Annotated in this window: 22 protein-coding genes; 4 read left to right on the plus strand and 18 right to left on the minus strand. The window is 64.3% G+C overall.

Features of this window, described 5'->3' with window-relative positions:
* Positions 1-96 precede the first annotated feature (96 nt).
* The 3 genes from JQ632_RS35685 to JQ632_RS35695 are packed head-to-tail and all read right to left on the minus strand — an operon-like array spanning position 97 to position 3,089.
* Positions 97-1,062 carry an SGNH/GDSL hydrolase family protein gene (locus tag JQ632_RS35685; RefSeq protein WP_212407400.1) on the minus strand — a complete coding sequence of 322 codons (966 nt, stop codon included), beginning with the start codon at positions 1,060-1,062 and terminating at the stop codon, positions 97-99.
* Positions 1,063-1,074: 12 nt separating this feature from the next.
* Positions 1,075-1,842 (minus strand): SGNH/GDSL hydrolase family protein, encoded by a 768-nt coding sequence (locus JQ632_RS35690; protein WP_212407401.1) that lies wholly within the window; start codon positions 1,840-1,842, stop codon positions 1,075-1,077.
* A complete protein-coding gene (locus tag JQ632_RS35695; RefSeq protein WP_212407402.1) occupies positions 1,842-3,089 on the minus strand; it encodes an OpgC domain-containing protein in 1,248 nt (415 codons plus the stop codon). The genes JQ632_RS35690 and JQ632_RS35695 overlap by 1 nt, the downstream gene beginning before the upstream one ends.
* 171 nt (positions 3,090-3,260) lie before the next feature.
* Between JQ632_RS35695 and apaG the strand changes: the two genes are divergently transcribed.
* Positions 3,261-3,653 carry a Co2+/Mg2+ efflux protein ApaG gene (gene apaG / locus JQ632_RS35700; RefSeq protein ID WP_212407424.1) on the plus strand — a complete coding sequence of 131 codons (393 nt, stop codon included), beginning with the start codon at positions 3,261-3,263 and terminating at the stop codon, positions 3,651-3,653.
* Positions 3,654-3,801: 148 nt separating this feature from the next.
* On the opposite strand, the gene JQ632_RS35705 is transcribed toward apaG, so the two are convergent.
* From JQ632_RS35705 to JQ632_RS35715, 3 genes are all read right to left on the minus strand, one after another.
* Positions 3,802-4,821 carry an Hsp33 family molecular chaperone gene (locus JQ632_RS35705; RefSeq protein WP_212407403.1) on the minus strand — a complete coding sequence of 340 codons (1,020 nt, stop codon included), beginning with the start codon at positions 4,819-4,821 and terminating at the stop codon, positions 3,802-3,804.
* 135 nt (positions 4,822-4,956) lie between these two features.
* Positions 4,957-5,880, minus strand: a complete 924-nt coding sequence (argF, locus tag JQ632_RS35710; RefSeq protein ID WP_212407404.1) for an ornithine carbamoyltransferase — start codon at positions 5,878-5,880, stop codon at positions 4,957-4,959.
* Positions 5,880-7,088: an aspartate aminotransferase family protein gene (locus JQ632_RS35715; protein ID WP_212407405.1), complete on the minus strand. Its 1,209-nt coding sequence runs from the start codon at positions 7,086-7,088 to the stop codon at positions 5,880-5,882. The genes argF and JQ632_RS35715 overlap by 1 nt, the downstream gene beginning before the upstream one ends.
* 471 nt (positions 7,089-7,559) lie before the next feature.
* Here JQ632_RS35715 and JQ632_RS35720 point away from each other — a divergent pair, with 471 nt between their 5' ends.
* Complete coding sequence (locus tag JQ632_RS35720; protein ID WP_212407406.1) at positions 7,560-8,072, plus strand: GcrA family cell cycle regulator; 513 nt, start codon at positions 7,560-7,562, stop codon at positions 8,070-8,072.
* Between the two features lie 248 nt (positions 8,073-8,320).
* Here JQ632_RS35720 and phoB read toward each other — a convergent pair whose 3' ends face one another.
* The 6 genes from phoB to pstS all read right to left on the minus strand — a co-directional run bounded on the left by phoB (position 8,321) and on the right by pstS (position 13,638).
* Entirely contained in the window at positions 8,321-9,028 is a 708-nt protein-coding gene (gene phoB / locus JQ632_RS35725) for a phosphate regulon transcriptional regulator PhoB (RefSeq protein ID WP_035703370.1), read from the minus strand.
* A 14-nt stretch (positions 9,029-9,042) separates the two neighbouring features.
* Entirely contained in the window at positions 9,043-9,759 is a 717-nt protein-coding gene (gene phoU, locus JQ632_RS35730) for a phosphate signaling complex protein PhoU (RefSeq protein WP_212407407.1), read from the minus strand.
* A gap of 11 nt (positions 9,760-9,770) precedes the next feature.
* Entirely contained in the window at positions 9,771-10,592 is an 822-nt protein-coding gene (gene pstB / locus JQ632_RS35735) for a phosphate ABC transporter ATP-binding protein PstB (protein WP_212407408.1), read from the minus strand.
* The gene (gene pstA / locus JQ632_RS35740) at positions 10,589-11,434 is read right to left on the minus strand and encodes a phosphate ABC transporter permease PstA (RefSeq protein WP_212407409.1); all 846 of its coding nucleotides are present in this window, start codon (positions 11,432-11,434) and stop codon (positions 10,589-10,591) included. The genes pstB and pstA overlap by 4 nt, the downstream gene beginning before the upstream one ends.
* Before the next feature lie 4 nt (positions 11,435-11,438).
* Positions 11,439-12,428, minus strand: a complete 990-nt coding sequence (gene pstC / locus JQ632_RS35745) for a phosphate ABC transporter permease subunit PstC (RefSeq protein ID WP_212407425.1) — start codon at positions 12,426-12,428, stop codon at positions 11,439-11,441.
* Between the two features lie 199 nt (positions 12,429-12,627).
* The gene (pstS, locus tag JQ632_RS35750; RefSeq protein ID WP_212407410.1) at positions 12,628-13,638 is read right to left on the minus strand and encodes a phosphate ABC transporter substrate-binding protein PstS; all 1,011 of its coding nucleotides are present in this window, start codon (positions 13,636-13,638) and stop codon (positions 12,628-12,630) included.
* Between the two features lie 293 nt (positions 13,639-13,931).
* Here pstS and JQ632_RS35755 point away from each other — a divergent pair, with 293 nt between their 5' ends.
* The gene (locus tag JQ632_RS35755; protein WP_212407411.1) at positions 13,932-14,258 is read left to right on the plus strand and encodes a helix-turn-helix transcriptional regulator; all 327 of its coding nucleotides are present in this window, start codon (positions 13,932-13,934) and stop codon (positions 14,256-14,258) included.
* 21 nt (positions 14,259-14,279) lie between these two features.
* On the plus strand, positions 14,280-14,816 hold the full coding sequence (locus JQ632_RS35760) for a hypothetical protein (RefSeq protein WP_212407412.1): 537 nt from the start codon (positions 14,280-14,282) through the stop codon (positions 14,814-14,816).
* A gap of 45 nt (positions 14,817-14,861) precedes the next feature.
* On the opposite strand, the gene JQ632_RS39860 is transcribed toward JQ632_RS35760, so the two are convergent.
* The 6 genes from JQ632_RS39860 to JQ632_RS35785 form a co-directional block, all read right to left on the minus strand.
* A complete protein-coding gene (locus tag JQ632_RS39860; RefSeq protein WP_249152777.1) occupies positions 14,862-15,074 on the minus strand; it encodes a GDCCVxC domain-containing (seleno)protein in 213 nt (70 codons plus the stop codon).
* A 7-nt stretch (positions 15,075-15,081) separates the two neighbouring features.
* Positions 15,082-16,380, minus strand: coding sequence for an ATP-binding protein (locus tag JQ632_RS35765; RefSeq protein WP_212407413.1), 1,299 nt, complete (start codon positions 16,378-16,380; stop codon positions 15,082-15,084).
* A 33-nt stretch (positions 16,381-16,413) separates the two neighbouring features.
* Positions 16,414-17,469 (minus strand): lysylphosphatidylglycerol synthase domain-containing protein, encoded by a 1,056-nt coding sequence (locus JQ632_RS35770; RefSeq protein WP_212407414.1) that lies wholly within the window; start codon positions 17,467-17,469, stop codon positions 16,414-16,416.
* A gap of 490 nt (positions 17,470-17,959) precedes the next feature.
* Positions 17,960-18,868, minus strand: coding sequence for a haloalkane dehalogenase (locus JQ632_RS35775; protein ID WP_212407415.1), 909 nt, complete (start codon positions 18,866-18,868; stop codon positions 17,960-17,962).
* Positions 18,865-19,455 (minus strand): TetR/AcrR family transcriptional regulator, encoded by a 591-nt coding sequence (locus JQ632_RS35780; RefSeq protein WP_212407416.1) that lies wholly within the window; start codon positions 19,453-19,455, stop codon positions 18,865-18,867. Before JQ632_RS35780 ends, JQ632_RS35775 begins: the two co-directional genes overlap by 4 nt.
* Before the next feature lie 79 nt (positions 19,456-19,534).
* Positions 19,535-19,843, minus strand: coding sequence for a hypothetical protein (locus tag JQ632_RS35785; protein ID WP_212407417.1), 309 nt, complete (start codon positions 19,841-19,843; stop codon positions 19,535-19,537).
* Position 19,844: the final 1 nt, after the last annotated feature.

Consider the following 19,844-nt stretch of genomic DNA (forward strand, 5'->3'; position numbering starts at 1 on the left):
GCCACAAAATGCTCCAGGCCAGATGGAACAACGACTTCCTTCTCTCGGTCCTGGCTCATATGCGATAGCCCTACCCTGGAGAGGGAGGGTGGAAAATCACATCGGCCGATACGTCCGCACATCCGCCGGCACGTTGACACCTAACTTGATCTGGCCGACGGAGCGGATGATGTCATCGCCGAGGATCTGGGCGAAGCAGGCGTAGCCCCAGTCGTTCATATGCAGGCCGTCCTCGATGACGAAGGTCTCGACCGGGATCGCCTGCTTCTCGTGCCAGTCGCGCATCACCTCGAAGCGGGGAAACACGCCGACGTGGCGGAGCTCGGCGACCTTGCCGAGCAGATTGATCATCTTGCTCGCGCTCTCGCGGCGCTCGTTGACGCGCGGCGAGTATTGGGGATCGACCAGCACGATGTCGCTGCCGGCGGCCTGAATGCGCGAGATGCCCTCCTCGACGAGCTTTGCCGTGTCGGCGGGATCGAGGTTGCGCAGCACGGCATTGGTGCCGACCTGCCAGATCACCAGATCCGGGTGCGCGTCGATGACCGCGGTCTGCAGCCGCTTCATCATCTCGGGCGCGTCCTCGCCACCGACGCCGGCATTGATGACGTTGATGTCGGCGGTGGGGTACTGGCGCCGAAGCTGGGCCGCAAGGCGGTTCGGATAGTTGAAATCGGGCGAGCTCGCACCGAAACCGGCGGTCGAGGACGAGCCGAAGGCGATGATCACGACCGGCTTGCCCGCGATGAGCTTGTTGGCCACGTGAGGCAGTGAGCCCATCTTCTTCGAGCCGTCCTTCGGCGGCAGGCACGGCACGCGGCTGAAGATGTCGCCGGCCGATTTTGCCGCCTGCTTGACCTTGTCGATGGCGCGCGCGGCGATGCCGCGCTGCTCGGCGGGCGAGGGCTGGCTAGGGGCGGCGGCCGTAGTCTGCTGGACGGGCGTCGTCTGCGCGGCCTGCGCCCGCGCGGGCAGCAAAGAAGCAGGTGTCAGCAACAGCAGCAGCGCCGCGGCGATCGCGGCCAGCGATGTCATCGGGCAAAAAGGGCGGAGAGAACTCATTAACGCTAGACCTTAGTTTTGCTGCTGGGCCGGACCGACATGGGCTGCGTCGATCACGAACTGCGCGAGTGCCCGGCCAAGGCAATCGTGGACCTGTTTCGCCAGTTCGGATCCGCGCGTCGGATTGAACAGGTCGAACTGACCCTGATCATTCCACTGGCGCATGATGGCGAAACGGTCGAACAACGGAATTTCATGCTCCTGCGCGACGACGCGCATATTGTCGAGGTAGGGCGGCACCGACATCATGGTCTCGGTCCGCGGACTGTACTGCAAATTCATCAAGACAACGTCCGCCCCCGCTTGCTGCAGCGCAGAAACGCCATCGGTCACGGCGCTGCGAAACTCGTCGGGATCGATCGATCGGATAGCATCCACCGTCCCGGTCTGCCAGATCACCAAAGTAGGCTTTTTTGCTTCCATCAGCTTAACGAAGCCGGAGGCCGCCTCCTCTGCCGTTTTCTTGCTCTGTATTTCTACGGAGACGTGCACGGGCTCGGATGGCAGCTTCTCCTTCAGGATCGCCTGCAGGCGGGCCGGATAGGAGCTGTCCTCGGATGACGGAATGGCGGTGGAGCGGCTGCCGATCACCAGAATCTCGAGCGGCTTGTTGTCCCTGATGATTTCGGCAGTCTTGGGAAGCTGGCTCTCGGTTGTGAGCAGATAGGCAGGCACCTCGCAGGCCGGAGGCCCCGCAGGCACGGCGTCCTCCGCACGCGCGGAAGAAGCGGCAACGCAACCGCATAGCAAGATCAGGCTCAGGAGAACCTTCGCCTTCATCAGCCCCCTCCCGCCATATCGGCGTTGCTGACGGCGTTTTTGGTCTTCGAACCGCTCTTGTCAGCCTCGCTCTTGTACCACGAAATCAGCCACGCCATGCCCCACATGATCAGGATTCCGGAGAGACTAATTAACGCATGCATGACCGGACCGCCGGAAACTTCGGCCAAAATGAAATGACCGGCAAAGGCGAGGAAGACGCCGAGGCAGAAAATTTCCAGCGAATGCTGCCCGCAGAGAATGAGCGGCCTCAGCCAGGGCGATCTCAGGCCCGGCCAGGTCCGCGGCAGGAAGCGCACGGTGAGCGCCGCCAGCGCCAGGAAATGCGTGAAGCGCAGCACGTCGAGATCGGTCTTGTCGATCGGGTACATCCACTGCTCGATCCGCTTCGGCATGAAGTGGCCGAGCTGCGGCACGTACCAGGTCATCGTCACGTAGAACGAGGCGACGAGGTAAGCGATCGCGATCCACATCGTGACGGGTGAGGCCAGGATCCGCGACATCCGCTTCGCGCCTCCCAGGGCACACCAGGCCCCGAATACGAACAGCAATTGCCAGGCGAGCGGATTGAACGCCCAGAAACCGTTCGGATAGGCCGAAAAATAGAGGTCGAACTGCCAGGTCACCACGTAGAGCAGGACCGACAGGCCGAGCGAGACGTCGGGCCGCCACTTCATCAGCCACAGGATGAGCGGTAGTGCCAGCATCAGCACGATGTAGAGCGGCAGCACGTCCATGTTGACGGGACGGAAGCGCAGCAGCAGCGCCTGGACGATGGTGACGTCGGGCTGCTTCAGGAAATCCATGATGCCCATTTCTTCCGTGTAGAGCGGGTTCTCGAACCGCGTCGCGACGTAGGAGATTTCCGCCAGGAAGATCGTGAACAGGAAGACGTGCGCGACGTAGATCTGCCAGACGCGGCGCAGGATGCGCGCGGTCGCGATCACGAAACCGCTTTCTAGCATCGCGCGGCCATAGACGAAGGCGGCGGTGTAGCCGGAAATGAAGATGAAGATCTCGGTGGCGTCACTGAAGCCGTAGTTGCGGATGGTGAACCAGGTCAACAGATTGGGCGGCAGGTGATCGATGAAGATCAGCCACAGCGCCATTCCCCGGAACAGGTCGAGCCGCAACTCGCGCTCGCCGACGACCGGCAGCGTGATGGCCGGCGCCGCCGTCTTGGCGCGCACGGCCGTATCCGCCGTTCCGGCAATCGGCGTTCCCGTGACTTGGTCGGCAATGGTCATTGAGGCCCTGAACCCTGACGCGGCGCGCTTTTGTTGGATTGTAACGTTCCGGCCGCCCCCTCGCAAAGCCGCCGGATCACATCGCGGTGTACGGCAAATCGGGCGGCACGATGTCGCGAAGATTTGGCCCGACGATTGGTTCCCGGCCGGGTTTTCGTTATGATGGTACCCATGTATCGCGCCGTGACCCGCCACATCGAAGTAACCGTCGAGCCGAACTATGTTCCCGAGCAGTCCTCGGCCGAACGCAGCAGGTATTTCTGGTCCTACACCATCGTCATCACCAATTCCGGCGACGAGACCGTGCAGCTCAAGACGCGGCACTGGATCATCACCGACGCCACCGGACGGCAGCAGGAGGTCAAGGGCGAGGGCGTGATCGGCGAGCAGCCGGTGCTGGCGCCCGGCGAGCGCTACGAATACACCTCCGGCGTGCCGCTCTCGACCGCTTCGGGCTTCATGACCGGCCGCTACCAGATGGTCAGCGAAAGCGGCGAGCGCTTCGAGATCGACGTGCCGACATTCTCGCTCGACAGCCCGGATCTGAAGCGGGTGTTGAATTGAGGAGCGGGGCGCTGTCGTAGGATGGGCAAAGGCGCAACGCGCCGTGCCCACCATCTCTCAGGGATTGCGACAGAAGCGGTGGGCACGCGGAGCCTGTCATCGGGCGCGCATTCGCGCGACCCGTTGGCTTTGCCCACCCTACGAGAGCTCACGCGTTCTCGACGCCCGCCTCGTGCGGGGTGAACTGGTAGACCGACGAGCAGAACTCGCAGGTCACCTCCACCTTGTCGTCCTTCACCATCGCGGCGCGATCGTCGGGCGAAAAGCTCTTCAGCATCGATGCGACCGCGTCGCGCGAGCAGGAGCATTCCGCCTGAAGCGGCTGTGGCGTGAACACGCGCACACCGCGCTCATGGAAGAGCCGGTAGAGCAGCCGCTCGCCTGAGAGATCCGGATCGATCAGCTCGACGTCCTCGACGGTTTGGATCAGCGAGCGCGCCTCGACCCAGGCGTCGTCCTCGGCGACGCTGTGCACGGCGGCGCCGTCAGGCGCATCGCCGGGATGCAGATCGGCCTGGCGCGCGCGCTCGGGTGCCTTGGGCAAGAACTGCATCAGCATGCCGCCGGCGCGCCAGCGATGCTTGCCGCCGTCGCTCGCGCGCCACTCCTCGCCAACCGCAATCCGCACCTGGGTCGGGATCTGCTCGGAGCGCAGGAAATATTCGTGCGCGGCGTCTTCCAGGCTGCCGCCGTCGAGCGCCACCAGACCCTGGTAGCGGCTCATGTCGGCGCCCTGGTCGATGGTCATGGCGAGATGGCCGCGCCCGAGCAGCGTGCCGGAGTGCGAGCCAGGTTTTTGGGCCTCGCCGAGCCGCGCGGCGTCGTAGCGGGCATAGGCGCGCAGGCGATCCGGAGCCTTGAAATCGACCACCAGGAACGACACCGGGCCGTCGGTCTGCGCCTGCAGGATAAAGCGGCCGTCGAACTTCAGCGCGGTGCCGAGCAGGGTCGCCAGCACGATGGCCTCGCCGAGCAGCTTGCCGACCGGCGCGGGGTAATCGTGCTTGGTGAGGATGTCGTCGAGCGCGGGGCCGAGCCGGGTCAGCCGCCCGCGCACGTCGAGCGCGCTGACCTCGAAGGGCAGCACGGCATCGTCGACGGGAACTGATGACGGCGCGCGGACCGGGCCTTCGGGCCCGGTTTTCATGTCGGGGGATTGGGAAACCATGGCGCTCTATCTGGGGTCGGAACGTGAGAATTGGAAGAGGCGGCCGTGCAATCCGCTGCCGTCCCGGCCTAGTTGCGCAATTGCGCACGGGGGGCCGAGACCCATAACTAGCCCCGGCTTTCGCCGGGACGACGACTACCCCACCGCGTCAAAGCACCAGGCCAAAATGCCCTTTTGCGCATGCAGGCGGTTTTCGGCTTCGTCGAACACCACCGATTGCGGGCCGTCGATCACCTCGTCGGTGACCTCCTCACCGCGATGGGCGGGCAGGCAATGCATGAACAGCGCGTCGGGCTTTGCCAGCGACATCAGCTTGGCATTGACCTGGTAGGGCTTTAGCACGTTGTGGCGGTGCTCGCCCTCCTTGTCGCCCATCGACACCCAGGTGTCGGTGACGACGCAATCGGCGCCGCGCACGGCGGCTTCCGGATCGGTGCCGAGCACGATCGGCGCGCCCGTCGCCTTGACCCAGTCGCGCATCGCCTTCTTCGGCGCGAGCTCCGGTGGGGTGGCGACATTGAGCTTGAACTGGAAGCGTTCGGCAGCATGCGCCCATGAGGCCAGCACGTTGTTGTCGTCGCCGGTCCAGGCCACGGTCTTGCCCTCGATCGAGCCGCGATGCTCCTCATAGGTCATGAGGTCGGCCATCACCTGGCAGGGATGCGAGCGCCGGGTCAGCCCGTTGATGACGGGCACCGTGGCGTTCGCCGCAAGCTCCAGCAGCGCATCGTGGTTGAGGATGCGGATCATGATGGCGTCGACATAGCGCGACAGCACGCGCGCGGTGTCGGCGATGGTCTCGCCGCGGCCGAGCTGCATCTCGGCGCCGGTCAGCATGATGGCTTCGCCGCCGAGCTGGCGCATGCCGACGTCGAACGACACGCGCGTGCGGGTCGAGGGACGCTCGAAGATCATCGCGAGCGTCTTGCCTTCGAGCGGCTTGACCGGCTGATGCGCCTTCTGCTTCGCCTTCATGGCGGAGGAGGCCGACAGCATCCGCCTCAGCTCCGAGACCGGAAGCTCGTTGATGTCGAGAAAGTGCTTTGGCGTCTTGCTCATCAGCTTGCCGCCCGCTTCTTTGCGCCGGCCGAAATCGCCGCGCAGGCGCGCTCGAGCCGCGCGATGGATTCATCGAGCTCCGCCTCGGTGACGATCAGCGGCGGCAGGAAGCGCACGACATTGTCGCCGGCGCCGACGGTGAGCAGCTTTTCGTTGCGCAGCGCGTTGACGAGGTCGCCCGAGGGCACCACCGCCTTGATGCCGATCAAAAGCCCCTCGCCGCGAACTTCGCTGACGATATCGGGATGACGGTCGATCACGGACGCGAGCTTCTGCTTCAAGAGCAGCGACATCTTTTGCACATGATCGAAGAAGCCGGGCTTGAGCATGACGTCGAGCACGGCATTGGCCGACGCGATCGCGAGCGGATTGCCGCCGAAGGTCGAGCCATGCGAGCCGGGCCCCATGCCAGCGGCGGCGTCGGCGGTGGCAAGCACCGCACCGATCGGGAAACCACCGCCAAGCGCCTTCGCCAGCGACATCACGTCGGGCACGACGCCGGTGCGCTTGTAAGCGAAGAGATCGCCGGTGCGGCCCATGCCGGTCTGCACCTCATCGAAGGCGAGCAATATGCCGCGCTCGTTGCAGAGCTCGCGTAGCGCCTTGAGGAAGGTCGATGGCGCAGAACGCACGCCACCCTCGCCCTGGATCGGCTCGATCAGAATACCGGCGGTGTGCGGACCGATCGCCTTCTTCACCGCGTCGAGGTCACCATGCGGCACCTGGTCAAAACCGTCCATCGGCGGGCCAAAGCCCTCGAGATATTTTGCCGAGCCGGTGGCGGCGAGCGTCGCCAGCGTCCGGCCGTGGAAGGCTCCCTCGAAGGTGATGATGCGGTAGCGCTCGGGATGGCCCTTGGAGAAATGATGGTGGCGCACCAGCTTGATCACGCCCTCCATCGCCTCGGCGCCGGAATTGCAGAAGAACACGAAGTCGGCAAAGCTCTCGTTGCAGAGGCGGGCCGCCAGCTTCTCGCCGTCCGGACTCTGGAACAGGTTCGACATGTGCCAGAGCTTTGTCGCCTGCTCCTGCAGCGCCTTGACCAGCGCCGGATGGGCGTGGCCCAGCGCATTCACGGCAACGCCGGAGGTAAAGTCGAGATAGCGCTCGCCATTGGTCGCCACCAGCCAGCAGCCCTCGCCGCGCTCGAAGCCGAGATCGGCCCTGGCGAAAACGGGAAGCAGATGCGGCGCTGCGCTGTTGGTCATGACAGTCTCTTGGCGATCGCTTGAATGTTGGAGGCCGGTCCCGATGCGCAGATGGCGCAGCGCATCATCAACCTGCCCGGAAAACGAAACGTGCCGCCTTTTAAGGGCGGCACGTGACACTATCTTATGCTTGGTGAAACCCGTGTCAATGCCGGCAGGAGGACCCGCAAAACATGCCGCCCGTAGTCTTGCGGTGACGATTTTGCGGTGTTTAAGCCTCGGAACATGTGGAAGCGGGACCGCGGACTCTTGCGCGGGAGTCACGCCATATTGTAGCGTTTGGCTCGTCAGATACGACATCTCGTGCAGCGGTTCTGATCCCTTAGGTCCACAGGTAACCGGCGTACACGTTCGGGCGCGCTTTCCGTGCCCGGCGAGCCCTAAGGGATTCTGACAGCACGGGTTTTTGGAGACTTTGGCGTCCAGCGCTGCCCTGGCAGGGGGCCTGTGCAAGACGAAGGGAAGGGTGCAATGACGGTTTTGACCTGGTCCGACGATCGCGTCGAGCAGTTGAAAAAGCTCTGGGAGGCCGGACTTTCGGCCAGCCAGATCGCAGCCGAGCTCGGCAACGTGACCCGCAACGCCGTGATCGGCAAGGTACACCGGCTCGGCCTGTCCGGCCGCGCCAAGAGCCCCTCTTCGGCCGCGCCGCGGCCGCGCAAGGCGCGCCCCGCGCAGCACATGATGCGGGTCACCCGCCCGATCGCGCGCGGCAACACCGCACTCGCCCAGGCCTTTGAGGTCGAGGTCGAGCCCGATCCGGTCACCTACGACAATGTGGTGCCGATGAGCCAGCGCCTGTCGTTGCTCGAACTGAACGAGGCGACCTGCCACTGGCCGGTCGGCGATCCCTCGAGCCCGGATTTCTTCTTCTGCGGCGGCAAGTCGCTTTCGGGCCTGCCCTACTGCGCGCAGCATTCCCGCGTCGCCTATCAACCGGCGGCGGATCGGCGGCGTGCACCGGCCAAGCCCAGCACGCGTTGAGTTGATCTAACCGACTATCACGACGCGGCCGTCACGCGATGACGGCTCAGCTCACTCGGTGTTGTCCCCGCGAAGGCGGGGACCCATAACCACAGGGAGAGGTTATGGCGCGAGCTGGCGACCACGAGTCTTCGCCAAACAACTTCCTGTGGCTATGGGTCCCGGATCTGCGCTTCGCTCAAGCAACGCTGCGCGTTGCCTGAGCTGTGCTTGTCCGGGACGACGGAGACTGCCGCGACAGCTCAGCCCTACGTCTGCTCCGCCTTCGCAAAGCGATCGTCCAGCGCGTAGCCGGCGCCGCGCACGGTGCGGATCGGGTCCTGCTCGCGGCCGAGATTGAGCAGCTTGCGCAGGCGGCCGATATGCACGTCGACGGTGCGCTCGTCGATATAGATGTCGCGGCCCCAGACGCTGTCGAGCAACTGCTCGCGCGAGAACACCCGCCCCGGATGCTCGAGGAAGAACTCCAGCAGGCGATATTCGGTCGGACCGAGATCGATCGGGCGGCCGGAGCGCGCGACGCGGCGCTTGTCGCGATCGAGCTCGATGTCGCCATAGGCGAGCACGGTGGCGAGCCGCTCGGGGCTCGCGCGTCGCAACAGGCCTTTCACGCGGGCCAGCAATTCCGGAACCGAGAACGGCTTGACGATGTAATCGTCGGCGCCGGTCGCCAGTCCCCGCACCCGCTCGCTCTCCTCGCCGCGCGCGGTCAGCATGATGATCGGCAGCTGCTTGGTCTCGGACCGGGTGCGAAGCCGCCGGCACAGCTCGATGCCTGACAGGCCCGGCAGCATCCAGTCGAGCACGATCAGATCGGGAATGTGCTCCTTGAGGCGGGTGTCGGCGTCGTCGCCGCGCATCACCGTCTCGACGTCATAGCCGTCGCCTTCGAGGTTGTAGCGAAGAAGCTCGGTCAGCGCTTCCTCGTCCTCAACCACCATAATGCGTGCGCCCATGGTGTCGTCGCTCCTTAATTATTCGGCACGGTCGTGGCGAAGGTCGTCATGTCGCCCTTCGGACGCTTGTCCGCGATGGCCTGGCCTTCGATCATGTAGAACACGGTCTCGGCGATGTTGGTGGCGTGGTCGCCGATCCGCTCGATGTTCTTGGCGCAGAACATCAAATGGATGCAGAACGAGATGTTGCGCGGATCCTCCATCATGTAGGTGAGGAGCTCGCGGAACAGCGAAGTGCAGATCGCATCGACCTCCTCGTCGCCCTTCCACACCGCCATCGCCGCCGGCAGATCATGCGCGGCATAGGCGTCCAGCACCGACTTGACCTGCTGCTGCACGAGATCGGTCATGTGCTCCAGCCCGCGGAACAGTTTTAGCGGATGGAAGTCGGTCTCGAGCGCGGCGACGCGCTTGCCCATGTTCTTGGCGAGATCGCCGATGCGCTCGAGGTCGGTCGCGACGCGCATGGCGCCCACGATCTCGCGCAAATCCACCGCCATCGGCTGGCGGCGGGCGATGGTGAGCACGGCGCGCTCCTCGATCTTCTTCTGCAGCGCGTCAATCTCGGCGTCGGAGGCCACCACGCGCTGTCCCAGCGCGACGTCGCGGCGGATCAGCGCGTCGACGGAATCGACGATCATGCGCTCGGCGAGGCCACCCATTTCCGACACCAGCCGGGTGAGCTCCTGGAGGTCGGTGTCGAAGGCTTTTGCGGTATGTTCAGAACCCATGTCGTGTCTCCTCAACCGAAGCGGCCGGTGATGTAGTCCTGGGTGCGCCGGTCGCTCGGCGACGTGAAAATCTTGCTGGTTTCGTCGAACTCGATCAGCTCGCCGAGATACATGAAGGCGGTCTTGTCGGAGACGCGGGCCGCCTGCTGCATGTTGTGGGTGACGATCGCGATCGTGTAGTTCTCGGACAATTCCTGGATCAGCTCCTCGACCTTGGCGGTCGAGATCGGGTCGAGCGCCGAGCAGGGCTCGTCGAACAGGATCACCTCGGGCCGCACCGCGACGGTACGCGCGATGCAGAGCCGCTGCTGCTGGCCGCCGGAGAGCGAGAGGCCCGAGGCGTTGAGCTTGTCCTTGACCTCGTTCCACAGCGCGCCGCCACGCAGCGCCTTCTCGACGCGGCCGTCCATCTCGGACTTCGAGATCTTCTCATAGAGGCGGATGCCGAAGGCGATGTTCTCGTAGATCGTCATCGGGAACGGCGTCGGCTTCTGGAACACCATGCCGACGCGGGCGCGCAGCAGATTGAGGTCGAGCTTGGGATCGAGGATGTTGGTCTGGTCGAGCATGAGCTGGCCGGTGGCGCGCTGGCCCGGATAGAGGTCGTACATCCGGTTGAATATCCGCAGCAGGGTCGACTTGCCACAGCCCGACGGGCCGATGAACGCCGTGACGCGGTTGGTGCCGAGCGCCAGGTTGATGTTCTTCAGCGCGTGGTGCTCGCCGTAATAGAAGTTGAGGTTGCGCGCGGTCACCTTGGCGGGGGCCTCGGGCAGCGGCTGCGAACCGGGATGAACGGTCGGCGCACTTACGGAAACAGACATTTCACTCATTTTGCAGTCCTCTCGGCGCCCAGAATGCGCGCGCCAATGTTCAGGGCAAGCACGGTCAGTGTGATCAGAAGTGCCCCGCTCCAGGCCAGTTGCTTCCAGTACTCGTAGGGGCTCTGCACGAAGTTGTTGATGGTCACCGGGAGATTGGCCATCGTCTTGGTCAGGTTCAGGCTGAAGAACTGGTTCGACAGCGCGGTGAAGAGCAGCGGCGCGGTTTCGCCGGCGACGCGGGCGGTGGCGAGCAGCACGCCGGTGATGAGACCCGATCGGGCAGCACGATAAGCAATCCGCTTGATGACGAGCGAGCGCGGCAGGCCGAGCGCGGAGGCCGCTTCGCGCAGCGGGTTCGGCACCAGAAGCAGCATGTCTTCCGTGGTGCGCACCACGACCGGGATCACGATCACGGCCAGAGCGAGCGCGCCCGCGATCGCGGAGAAGCCCCGCATCGGCACCACCACCGCGCCATAGATGAACAGGCCGATGATGATCGAGGGCGCCGAGAGCAGGATGTCGTTGATGAAGCGGATCACCGAGGTCAGCTTGTCGTTGCGGCCGTACTCGGCGAGGTAGGTGCCCGCGAACAGGCCGAGCGGCGCGCCGATGCCGACGCCGATCACGGTCATGATGATCGAGCCGGTGATGGCGTTGAGCAGGCCGCCTTCGTTCGAGCCCGGCGGCGGCGTGTTCTCGGTGAAGACCTGGAGGTTGAGGCCGGCAAGGCCGTTGTAGAACAGCGTGAACAGGATCAGCGCGAGCCAGGTGACGCCGAAGGCGGCGGCGGCGACGCAAAGCACGCGGATCACGATGTCCTTGCTGCGGCGGCGTGAATAGATCGGGTTCATGGCGTCACTTCCCCGCTTTCTGTTCCAGCCGCAGCAGCATCAGCCGCGCGCCGGCGAGCACGAAGAACGTCAGGACGAACAGCAAGAGGCCGAGCAGGATGAGGCCGGACTGATGCAGGCCATCGCTTTCGGCGAATTCGCTGGCGATCGCCGCCGAGATCGTGGTGCCTGGCGCGAAGATCGAGGACTGGATGCGGAAGGAGTTGCCGATGATGAAGGTCACCGCCATGGTCTCGCCGAGCGCGCGCCCGAGCGCCAGCATGACGCCGCCGATGATACCGACCCTGGTGTAGGGGATCACGACGCTGCGCACGACTTCCCAGGTGGTGCAGCCGACGCCGTAGGCGGCCTCCTTCAGGACCGGCGGGACGGTCTTGAACACGTCCACCGAGATCGAGGTGATGAAGGGCAGCACCATGATCGCGAGAATGAGCGAGGCGTTGAACAGGCTGAGATAGGACGGCGGACCGGCGAAGATCGCGCCCAGCACGGGAACGCCGTCGAACAGCTTGATCATGAAGGGCTGGAACGTGTTGGCCAAAAACGGCCCCAGCACGAAGAAGCCCCACATGCCGTAGATGATCGAGGGAATGCCGGCGAGCAGCTCGACCGCCATGCCGATCGGGCGGCGCGCCCATTGCGGGCAGAGCTCGGTGAGGAAGATCGCAATGCCGAGACCGACCGGAATGGCGATCAGCATCGCGATGAAAGAGGTAACGAGCGTGCCGTACATCGGGCCGAGTGCGCCGAGGACCGGTGGATCCGCTGACGGCGCCCAGCGCTGCGTCCACAGGAAGGACAGGCCATATTCCCTGATCGCCGGGAAGGCACCGACGATCAGCGACAGGATGATGCCGCCGAGGATCAGCAGCACCGAGATCGCGCTCAGGCGCGTGATCCAGTAGAAGGTGATGTCGCCGAGCTTGAAGGCGCTCAAGGCCTTGGCGCGATCATAAGGTCCGGCGTCATCAATCACGTCGCTCTGAACGGCCATTTCTGCCACGCCGATCCCCTCTGGTACTTTACATCATCTGCGCGCCGCCGATGAAGGCGGTCTTGTCGACGATTTGTCCCGCGTCGTTCGGGAGCGCCCCCAGGCACCGGCCGGAACCCGTAAGTCGCGACCTTACGGATTCCGTATCTTGCGAAGATGCTCAAGCCCTCGGATCACCGGGGCGCGCGCGTCGAGCCTGTTAGCTCTTGATCTCGGAAGCCCAGGTCTTCTCGATCTGCTGCACGACGCTGTCGGGCATCGGGATGTAGTCGAGGTCCTCGGCCATCTTGCCGCCGTTCTTGAACGCCCAGCGGAAGAACTTGATGGCTTCCTGCGAGGCCGCCTTGTCGGTCGCATCCTTGTGCATGAGGATGAAGGTCGCCGCGGTGATCGGCCAGGACTTCTCGCCGGGCTGATCGGTGAGGATCACGTAGTAGCCGGGCGCCTTGGACCAGTCGGCGTTGGACGCAGCCGCCTGGAACGCCTCGACGGTCGGCTGCACGGTCTTGCCGGCCTTGTTGACGAGACCGGCGTAGGTCAGCTTGTTCTGCTTGGCGTAGGCATACTCGACATAGCCGATCGAGTTCTTGGTCTGGCTGATGTTGCCGGAGACGCCTTCATTGCCCTTGGCGCCGACGCCGACCGGCCACTCGACGGCCGTACCCTCGCCGACCTTGCTCTTCCAGTCCGCGCTGGCCTTGGAGAGGTAGTTGGTGAAGTTGAAGGTGGTGCCCGAACCGTCGGAACGGCGCACGACCGTGATCGCCTCGGAGGGCAGCTTCACGTTCGGATTGAGCTTCTTGATCGCGGCATCGTCCCACTTGGTGATCTTGCCGAGATAGACGCCGGCGAGCGTCTCGCCGTCGAACACCAGCTCGCCCGGCTTCACACCCTCGAGGTTGACCACGGGAACGATGGCGCCCATCACCATCGGCCACTGCGCGAGGCCGTCCTTGTCGAGTTGCTCGGCCTTGAGCGGCGCGTCGGTCGCGCCGAAGGTGACGGTCTTGGCCTGGATCTGCTTGATGCCGCCGCCCGAACCGATCGACTGGTAGTTCAGGCCGTTGCCGGTCTCCTTCTTGTAGGCGTCAGCCCATTTCGAATAGATCGGGAACGGGAAGGTCGCGCCCGCACCCGTGATGTCGGCAGCGAAGGCCGACGTCGATGCGGCCACCAGGCCAGCAGCGACGACTGCTTTGATGAAATTCATGCTGGTCTCCAATTGGGGAGCGAAGCGCCAATGCGCCCGATCGCGCTCCCGCGCCGCCCCTTTAGGAGCGGTCGATAGTGCTTTTACGAAGGTTTCGTGACGGCTGGATGACAGAGTTAAGCCATTGAAATCGTTTTAATTTAATGCACCCGCAGAGTCCGACCCTGGGGAAAACGAGCCTCTCAATGGGGCCGTGCGTAAGCGATCAACAGCTCGCCTCGATGATGCGCTAACATAACTATAAAACCAGTATTATAGTTGCAATTTCGGAGCCCGAGCGATAGGAAGAAGCCATGGACCGAGAGTTCGCCGCACGCTGCCTCGCCGAACTCGGCAACCTGACTCGCCTGGATATCTATCGCCTGCTCGTCCGCGCCGGCCCTCCGGGGCTCAATATCGGCGAGATACAAGCCCGGCTCGACCTAGCGGCATCGACTTTGGCTTTTCATCTCCGCGGACTCGTCAGCGCCGGCCTCGTCGCGCAGGAAAAGATCGGGCGGCAGGTGATTTGCCGCGCGCAATACCATCAGATCGATTCAGTCATCGGCTTCCTGCGGGAGCATTGTTGCGAAGGGTTTGAAGACGACGTGCCGGCAGAGGTCCAGCGCCGTGCCGGCTGATTGTCAGCCGCCCATTTGCTCATGACGGGCGGGGACGCAACCATCGTCGCGGGCATCGAGATTCCCTCGACCGATCCTGTCTTTCTCACCGTCATTTTCGCATTGCATATCCCGCTTGGGATTGCGTGCGTTGGTGTTGGCGCACTCGCAATGCTGAGCAAGAAGCGTCGCGGCCGTCATTCGAAGCTTGGAACGATTTATTTCTGGTGTCTGCTGGCGCTGTTCGCGTCTGCGACTTTCCTGTCGCTGATGCGCTGGGCCGAAAACTATCACCTGTTCATGCTTGGAGCGATGTCGTTCGCCTTCGCCTGGGGCGGACGCGCGGCGCTCAGGCGGCGGTGGAGGGAGTGGGTCAAGCTCCACATCTCAGGGATGGGTCTGTCGTATGTCCTGATGCTCGTTGCTTTCTACGTAGATAACGGAAAGCAACTGCCGGTCTGGAAGGAATTGCCGCATTTCATGTACTGGGCGATACCGCTCGCGGTTGGCTTACCTCTCATTGTGCGCGCGCTCCTTCGGCATCCGCTGGCACGAGGACGCACAGAGTTTTCCAGATAGCATGGCCCGATGCGCTCAGTCGCCCGATCTGCACCGGGTTCAGCTTCAACAACAACACGTAGCCTTGCCATTCTCCTGGATTGGCGGGCACGGCACGTTCCCATAGGAGCAGAACACGCAGCAATCGCCCGGCCGCGGCTTGAGCCGGATGCCGCAGCCGCCGCAGTCATAAAAAAACTGGCAAGCGTCGACCGGCATGGTCTCTGTCGCTCGGTGTCCGCACTCCGGGCAGGTTAGCGTCGATCGAAGCTGCTGCATCGCGCGTCTACTGCGCCACCGGAGCCTTCGCCTGGGGAAAGCAGGCGGTGAAGGTGGCGCCCTGTTTGGGAACACTTTCGATCAAGAGACGGCCGCGGTGACGGTTGAGAATATGTTTCACCAACGACAATCCGAGGCCCGTCCCACCCTGCAAGCGGCTGTCGCCGACGTCGACCCGGTAGAAGCGCTCGGTCAGCCGCGGCAGGTGCTCGGGCGCAATGCCCGGACCGAAGTCGCGCACCATGACGCGGAGTTCCGGCGTGCCGTCCGGCGCCGGAATGGTGCCGAGCGAGACGATCACCCGGCCGCCCGAGGCGCCGTATTTCAGCGCGTTCTCGATCAGATTCTCGAACAGGCGCAACAGCTCCTCGCGGTCGCCCGCGATCATCACCGGCGGCTCCGGCAGATGGGTTTCGACCTCGACCTGGCGCTCGCGCGCCAGCGGCTCCAGACCATCGGCGACCTGGCGGATGATCGGGATCAGATCGACCAGCGTGTCAGGCCGCACATGCGCTGATAATTCGACCCGCGACAGCGACAGCAAATCGTCGATCAGGCGCGCCATGCGGGTGGCCTGGTTGTGCATGATGCCGAGGAAGCGCTCGCGCGCCTTGGGATCGTCCTTGGCCTGCCCTTGCAGCGTGTCGATGAAGCCGGAGAGCGCGGCGAGCGGGGTGCGCAATTCGTGACTCGCATTGGCGACGAAGTCGGCGCGCATCTCCTCGACCCGGCGCAGCGGCGTCTGGTCATGGAAGGTCATCAGCATGCACTTGTCGGTGCCGCCGAACAGCGTCGGCACCGGCACCGGCGTGATGATCAGCTCCATCCAGCGATCGACCGGCACGTGATCGAGATAGTCCGCGCGGCGCTGCTCGGTGGTCGCGATCGCTTCGCGCAACGCCGTGATGATCTCCGGCGAGCGCAGCGCGAATTGCGCGAGCTCGTTCTTGCGCAGCGCCGGCGCGAGCTGGGCGGCGGCGGCATTGAGATGGATGACGCGGCCGGCGCGGTCGAGCAGCACCGCCGGATCCGGCATGCCGGAGACCACGGCGGCGACCGCCGCGCTCTCGACCGGATTGATGCGGCGGACGTCGTCGCGCGAGGCGGCGGCGTCGTGCAGCCGCCAGGGGATCAGCGCCGCGGCAGCGATGCAGAGGAAGACGGCGGCCGCCCGCACCACGGACAACTCCCCGAGTGAGACCACGACCGACAGCGCGAGCGCCGCAGCGATCAGGACGATCGCCGAATGCCTGAGACGGTCGGACCAGGGTTGGACCGAGGGAGAAGAGTGGGCGTCTATCGCCATCGGGACAGGCTTCTCCTCACATGTATCGGCCGATCAGGCGCCCTTGTCGCTGCGTTCCCGCGCATAGACGGCCTCGGGCGGAGGCCCGGGATCGAGCTTGAGCGCCGCCTGTTGCAGCCGCTTCGATCGGGCGCCGATGATAACTTCGCGAAACGTCAGCAAGATTACAGAGATGACAAAGGGCGAAAGATAATAGAGGACGCGGAACAGGAGCATCCCGCCCAGCAGTTCCTCCCGGTCCATCTGCCAGAGCCCAACCAGCATGGCGGCATCGAACACGCCGAGCCCGCCTGGCGAGTGGCTGGCGAAGCCGAGCAGCGTCGCCGAGACGAAGATGACCGCGACCACGACGAAGCCGAGATTGGGCTCGTCCGGCACCAGCACATACATGGCGAGCGCGCAGAAGCCGAGATCGACGATACCGATCGCGATCTGGAGAAGGGTCAGCGGGCCGCCCGGCAGCACCACGGTCCAGGGCCCGCGGCCGACGACCCGCGGCTGGGTCCAGACCCAGACCACATAGGCCACCAGGCCGGTGATGATCAAAAGCGCCAGCGTCCGGTTCAGCCAGGCCGGGAGCTGGTCGATGGAGGCCGCCGCCTCCGGATGATAGGCGATGCCGAGGCCGAGCACCGCGGCGTTGCCGAGCCAGAAGGTCAGGCCGGCGAGAAAGCAGATCTTCGCGACGTCGATCGCATTCAGGCCCCAGGCCGAATAGATTCGGTAGCGCACCGCGCCGCCGGTGAAGACGCTGGCGCCGACATTGTGGCCGATCGAATAGCTGGTGAAGGCCGCCAGCGCGTTGATGCGGTAGGGCACGTGGGCGTGGCCGATCGCGCGGGTCGCAAACAGATCGTAGAAGGTCAGCGTGAAATAGCCCGCCATGACAAACAGGGCGGCCATCGCGATCTGGCTCGGCTCGGTGCTCTTGATCGCCTCAACGACTTCGTTGAAGTCGATGCCGCGCAGCATATGGAAAAGCACATAGCAGGCGATGCCGATGACCGTAACGCTGATCACCACTCCCAGCTTATGCAGGATTTGCTTCTGGCGCAGAAACGACGTCGCTCTGCGTATGGCTTCCAGCATCTAGACCTCGAACAACGCTTCAGCGGCCATGTTGGCCGGCGAACTGGCGGGCGACAAACCCCTGCCGCCGGCACCGGCTCCGCGCATGCCCCCCGCCCCTCCACTAGCGCGTTTTGAGGCGGAGTGGAATTCGCCAATACGCGCAAAAACGCGTTTCTTCAGTATTTTAGGCGGGCTTCGGGGCGAAGAATGCACCGTTTGGCTCCGTTGCGTGCGGGGCTCGTGCGAATCTGGGGCAATCCTGCGCACGGGCCGTGAAGTTTTGATGATTTCGGCGGCACAATGTTCCGCCCCGTCTTAAGCCGACCTCAATATTTGACGTCTGCTGCGTCGCGCCAAGATCGGCGCCGAGCGGCATTTTGCGCGTTGCGTTGCAACGCCGGGGTGGGGGTCCAAGCCTTAGGGAGCCGTCAAATGGCGATGCGCGCACGGCCGTCTCCGACGAGACGGCCGTGTCGCTCCAGTCCGTGGCTTCGATATTGTCGGCCCATCAGGCCGCGCGTGCGATCGGCCGCACGGCCTCGATCCCGGCGATCCAGCCCGCCACCGAGCGGCCGATGGGTTCGGCGTGATCTTCCTGAAGATAGTGCCGTCCGGGTCCCAACCGAACATGCGCACAATGTTGCAGCGAGGCGGCGAACCGCGCGCCGAATTCCGGCGAGACGAGCGCACCTGGCTCGCCCGTGAACAGCAGCTTCGGGTAAGTCGTGCCCGCCAGGGCCGCATGCGCAGACTGCAACGCTTCCCAAACATCGGCCGGCTCGCCTTCGACGGGGAGGTCGCGCGGCAGAGCGAGCACGGGACGCCGGCTTGCGGGCGTCGGGAATGGCGCGCGATAGGCTGCGATCTCCTCCTCGCTCAGCGTGCGCAGGATGGAGCCCGGTAAAACTTTCTCGACGAAGGCGTTGGCGTCGAGGACCATGGACTCGCCGACGTCAGGCGTCCTGAACTTGCGAAACGTCTCGCGCGCCGCATCGACCTGATGAAAATCCTGCCAGCTCGGCATCGGCCGGATGAACTCCATGAAGGCGAGCCCACGCACGAGGTCGGGCCTGCGCGCGGCGAGATGAAACGCGAGCGCCGTGCCCCAATCCTGCGCGACCAGATAGGCGGACGTAATGCCGAGCTCGTCGATCAGGGCGTCGAGATAACGTGCCTGATCGAAGAACCGATAGGCGATATCGGGCTTGCCGGACTGACCGAAGCCGATGAGATCGGGCGCGATGCAATGCGCAACCGGTGCCACCAGCGGAATGATGTTGCGCCAGATGTAAGACGAGGTCGGATTGCCGTGGAGGAACAGCGCAACCGGCGCGCCGGCGTTGTCGGTTTCGCGATAGGCCATGGTGCTGTCCAGCACGTGACGGTGACGAACGGCTGTTGCGGCGTGATTGCTCATGACGGCTCCCTGAACACGGTTTGAAATGCGATCGTCTTGAACCGGTCGAGCGCGGCCGGACTGCGATCGACCTTCATGCGAAGGATGGCGCCCTGCCACGATGCCAGCAGGAAGTCTGCGAGATCTTCGGCCGCGAACTCGGACGCGATTTCGCCGGCCTTTTGGGCTTCCGCGATGCAGGCAGCGAACGGCGCGCGCCATTCGGCGAAGATCGCGGCCAGGCGTGTGCGCAACAATTCGCTGCTGCCGGATGCTTCGAGGCTGAGATCGCCGATCAGGCAACCGCGGCTAAAACCTTCGCCTTCGAGCCGGCCGGTGATGATGTCGAGGTAACGCCGTAGCCGCTGGCGATGCGTGAGCGACGTGTCTTGCAGGGCTTCTGCGACCAGCCCCTTGGTGTGGTCGAAGTAGCGGTCCAGCACCTCGGAGGCGAACGCCTCCTTGGAGCGAAAGTGGTTGGTGAAGGATCCCTGCGGCGCGCTTGCGGCGGCGGTGATGTCGCGGACGCTGGTGCCATTATAGCCGGTGCGAAACATCGCCTTGAGGCCGGCGTCGAGGATCGAATCTCGGAGTGAAGCTTTGGGCATGGGTCAAGTTTAATACGTACGTACGTATTGATGTCAAGCCAAATCCGTTCGCCGGGATTCCACCATCGTCTTCAAAGGATTAGGGAGCGTTCCCGGCGGCAGGCTGGCTGCGGGACACGACGATGTCGCGCAGCCAGGCCCCGATGGTGCAGCCGACCAGGTAGCAGGCGAACATGATCAGGCCGAGATCGAGCCAGTAGCCGAAACGTCCGGGAACGACGTGTGCCAACGCCACGCCGACCAGGGCTGCGACCAGCACCGCCAGCCACCGCGCGGTGACCTTGGATGTGCCGTTGCCGCGCTGGACCACGGAAATCCAGCCCATCGCGAGCCCGAGGAACAGCGAGCCGACCAGCCAACCCCAGTGGAACGACAAGAGATAGGGCATC

This window comes from Bradyrhizobium liaoningense, assembly GCF_018130955.1.
In the GTDB taxonomy this organism is placed as follows: domain Bacteria; phylum Pseudomonadota; class Alphaproteobacteria; order Rhizobiales; family Xanthobacteraceae; genus Bradyrhizobium; species Bradyrhizobium liaoningense_C.

Bases quoted from the DNA above. Each gene is read 5' to 3' on its own strand.
- JQ632_RS35685 (WP_212407400.1), bottom strand. From the start codon at position 1,062: ATGAGTTCTCTCCGCCCTTTTTGCCCGATGACATCGCTGGCCGCGATC.
- JQ632_RS35690 (WP_212407401.1), bottom strand. From the start codon at position 1,842: ATGAAGGCGAAGGTTCTCCTGAGCCTGATCTTGCTATGCGGTTGCGTT.
- JQ632_RS35695 (WP_212407402.1), bottom strand. From the start codon at position 3,089: ATGACCATTGCCGACCAAGTCACGGGAACGCCGATTGCCGGAACGGCG.
- apaG (WP_212407424.1), top strand. From the start codon at position 3,261: ATGTATCGCGCCGTGACCCGCCACATCGAAGTAACCGTCGAGCCGAAC.
- JQ632_RS35705 (WP_212407403.1), bottom strand. From the start codon at position 4,821: ATGGTTTCCCAATCCCCCGACATGAAAACCGGGCCCGAAGGCCCGGTC.
- argF (WP_212407404.1), bottom strand. From the start codon at position 5,880: ATGAGCAAGACGCCAAAGCACTTTCTCGACATCAACGAGCTTCCGGTC.
- JQ632_RS35715 (WP_212407405.1), bottom strand. From the start codon at position 7,088: ATGACCAACAGCGCAGCGCCGCATCTGCTTCCCGTTTTCGCCAGGGCC.
- JQ632_RS35720 (WP_212407406.1), top strand. From the start codon at position 7,560: ATGACGGTTTTGACCTGGTCCGACGATCGCGTCGAGCAGTTGAAAAAG.
- phoB (WP_035703370.1), bottom strand. From the start codon at position 9,028: ATGGGCGCACGCATTATGGTGGTTGAGGACGAGGAAGCGCTGACCGAG.
- phoU (WP_212407407.1), bottom strand. From the start codon at position 9,759: ATGGGTTCTGAACATACCGCAAAAGCCTTCGACACCGACCTCCAGGAG.
- pstB (WP_212407408.1), bottom strand. From the start codon at position 10,592: ATGAGTGAAATGTCTGTTTCCGTAAGTGCGCCGACCGTTCATCCCGGT.
- pstA (WP_212407409.1), bottom strand. From the start codon at position 11,434: ATGAACCCGATCTATTCACGCCGCCGCAGCAAGGACATCGTGATCCGC.
- pstC (WP_212407425.1), bottom strand. From the start codon at position 12,428: ATGGCCGTTCAGAGCGACGTGATTGATGACGCCGGACCTTATGATCGC.
- pstS (WP_212407410.1), bottom strand. From the start codon at position 13,638: ATGAATTTCATCAAAGCAGTCGTCGCTGCTGGCCTGGTGGCCGCATCG.
- JQ632_RS35755 (WP_212407411.1), top strand. From the start codon at position 13,932: ATGGACCGAGAGTTCGCCGCACGCTGCCTCGCCGAACTCGGCAACCTG.
- JQ632_RS35760 (WP_212407412.1), top strand. From the start codon at position 14,280: ATGACGGGCGGGGACGCAACCATCGTCGCGGGCATCGAGATTCCCTCG.
- JQ632_RS39860 (WP_249152777.1), bottom strand. From the start codon at position 15,074: ATGCAGCAGCTTCGATCGACGCTAACCTGCCCGGAGTGCGGACACCGA.
- JQ632_RS35765 (WP_212407413.1), bottom strand. From the start codon at position 16,380: ATGGCGATAGACGCCCACTCTTCTCCCTCGGTCCAACCCTGGTCCGAC.
- JQ632_RS35770 (WP_212407414.1), bottom strand. From the start codon at position 17,469: ATGCTGGAAGCCATACGCAGAGCGACGTCGTTTCTGCGCCAGAAGCAA.
- JQ632_RS35775 (WP_212407415.1), bottom strand. From the start codon at position 18,868: ATGAGCAATCACGCCGCAACAGCCGTTCGTCACCGTCACGTGCTGGAC.
- JQ632_RS35780 (WP_212407416.1), bottom strand. From the start codon at position 19,455: ATGCCCAAAGCTTCACTCCGAGATTCGATCCTCGACGCCGGCCTCAAG.
- JQ632_RS35785 (WP_212407417.1), bottom strand. From the start codon at position 19,843: ATGCCCTATCTCTTGTCGTTCCACTGGGGTTGGCTGGTCGGCTCGCTG.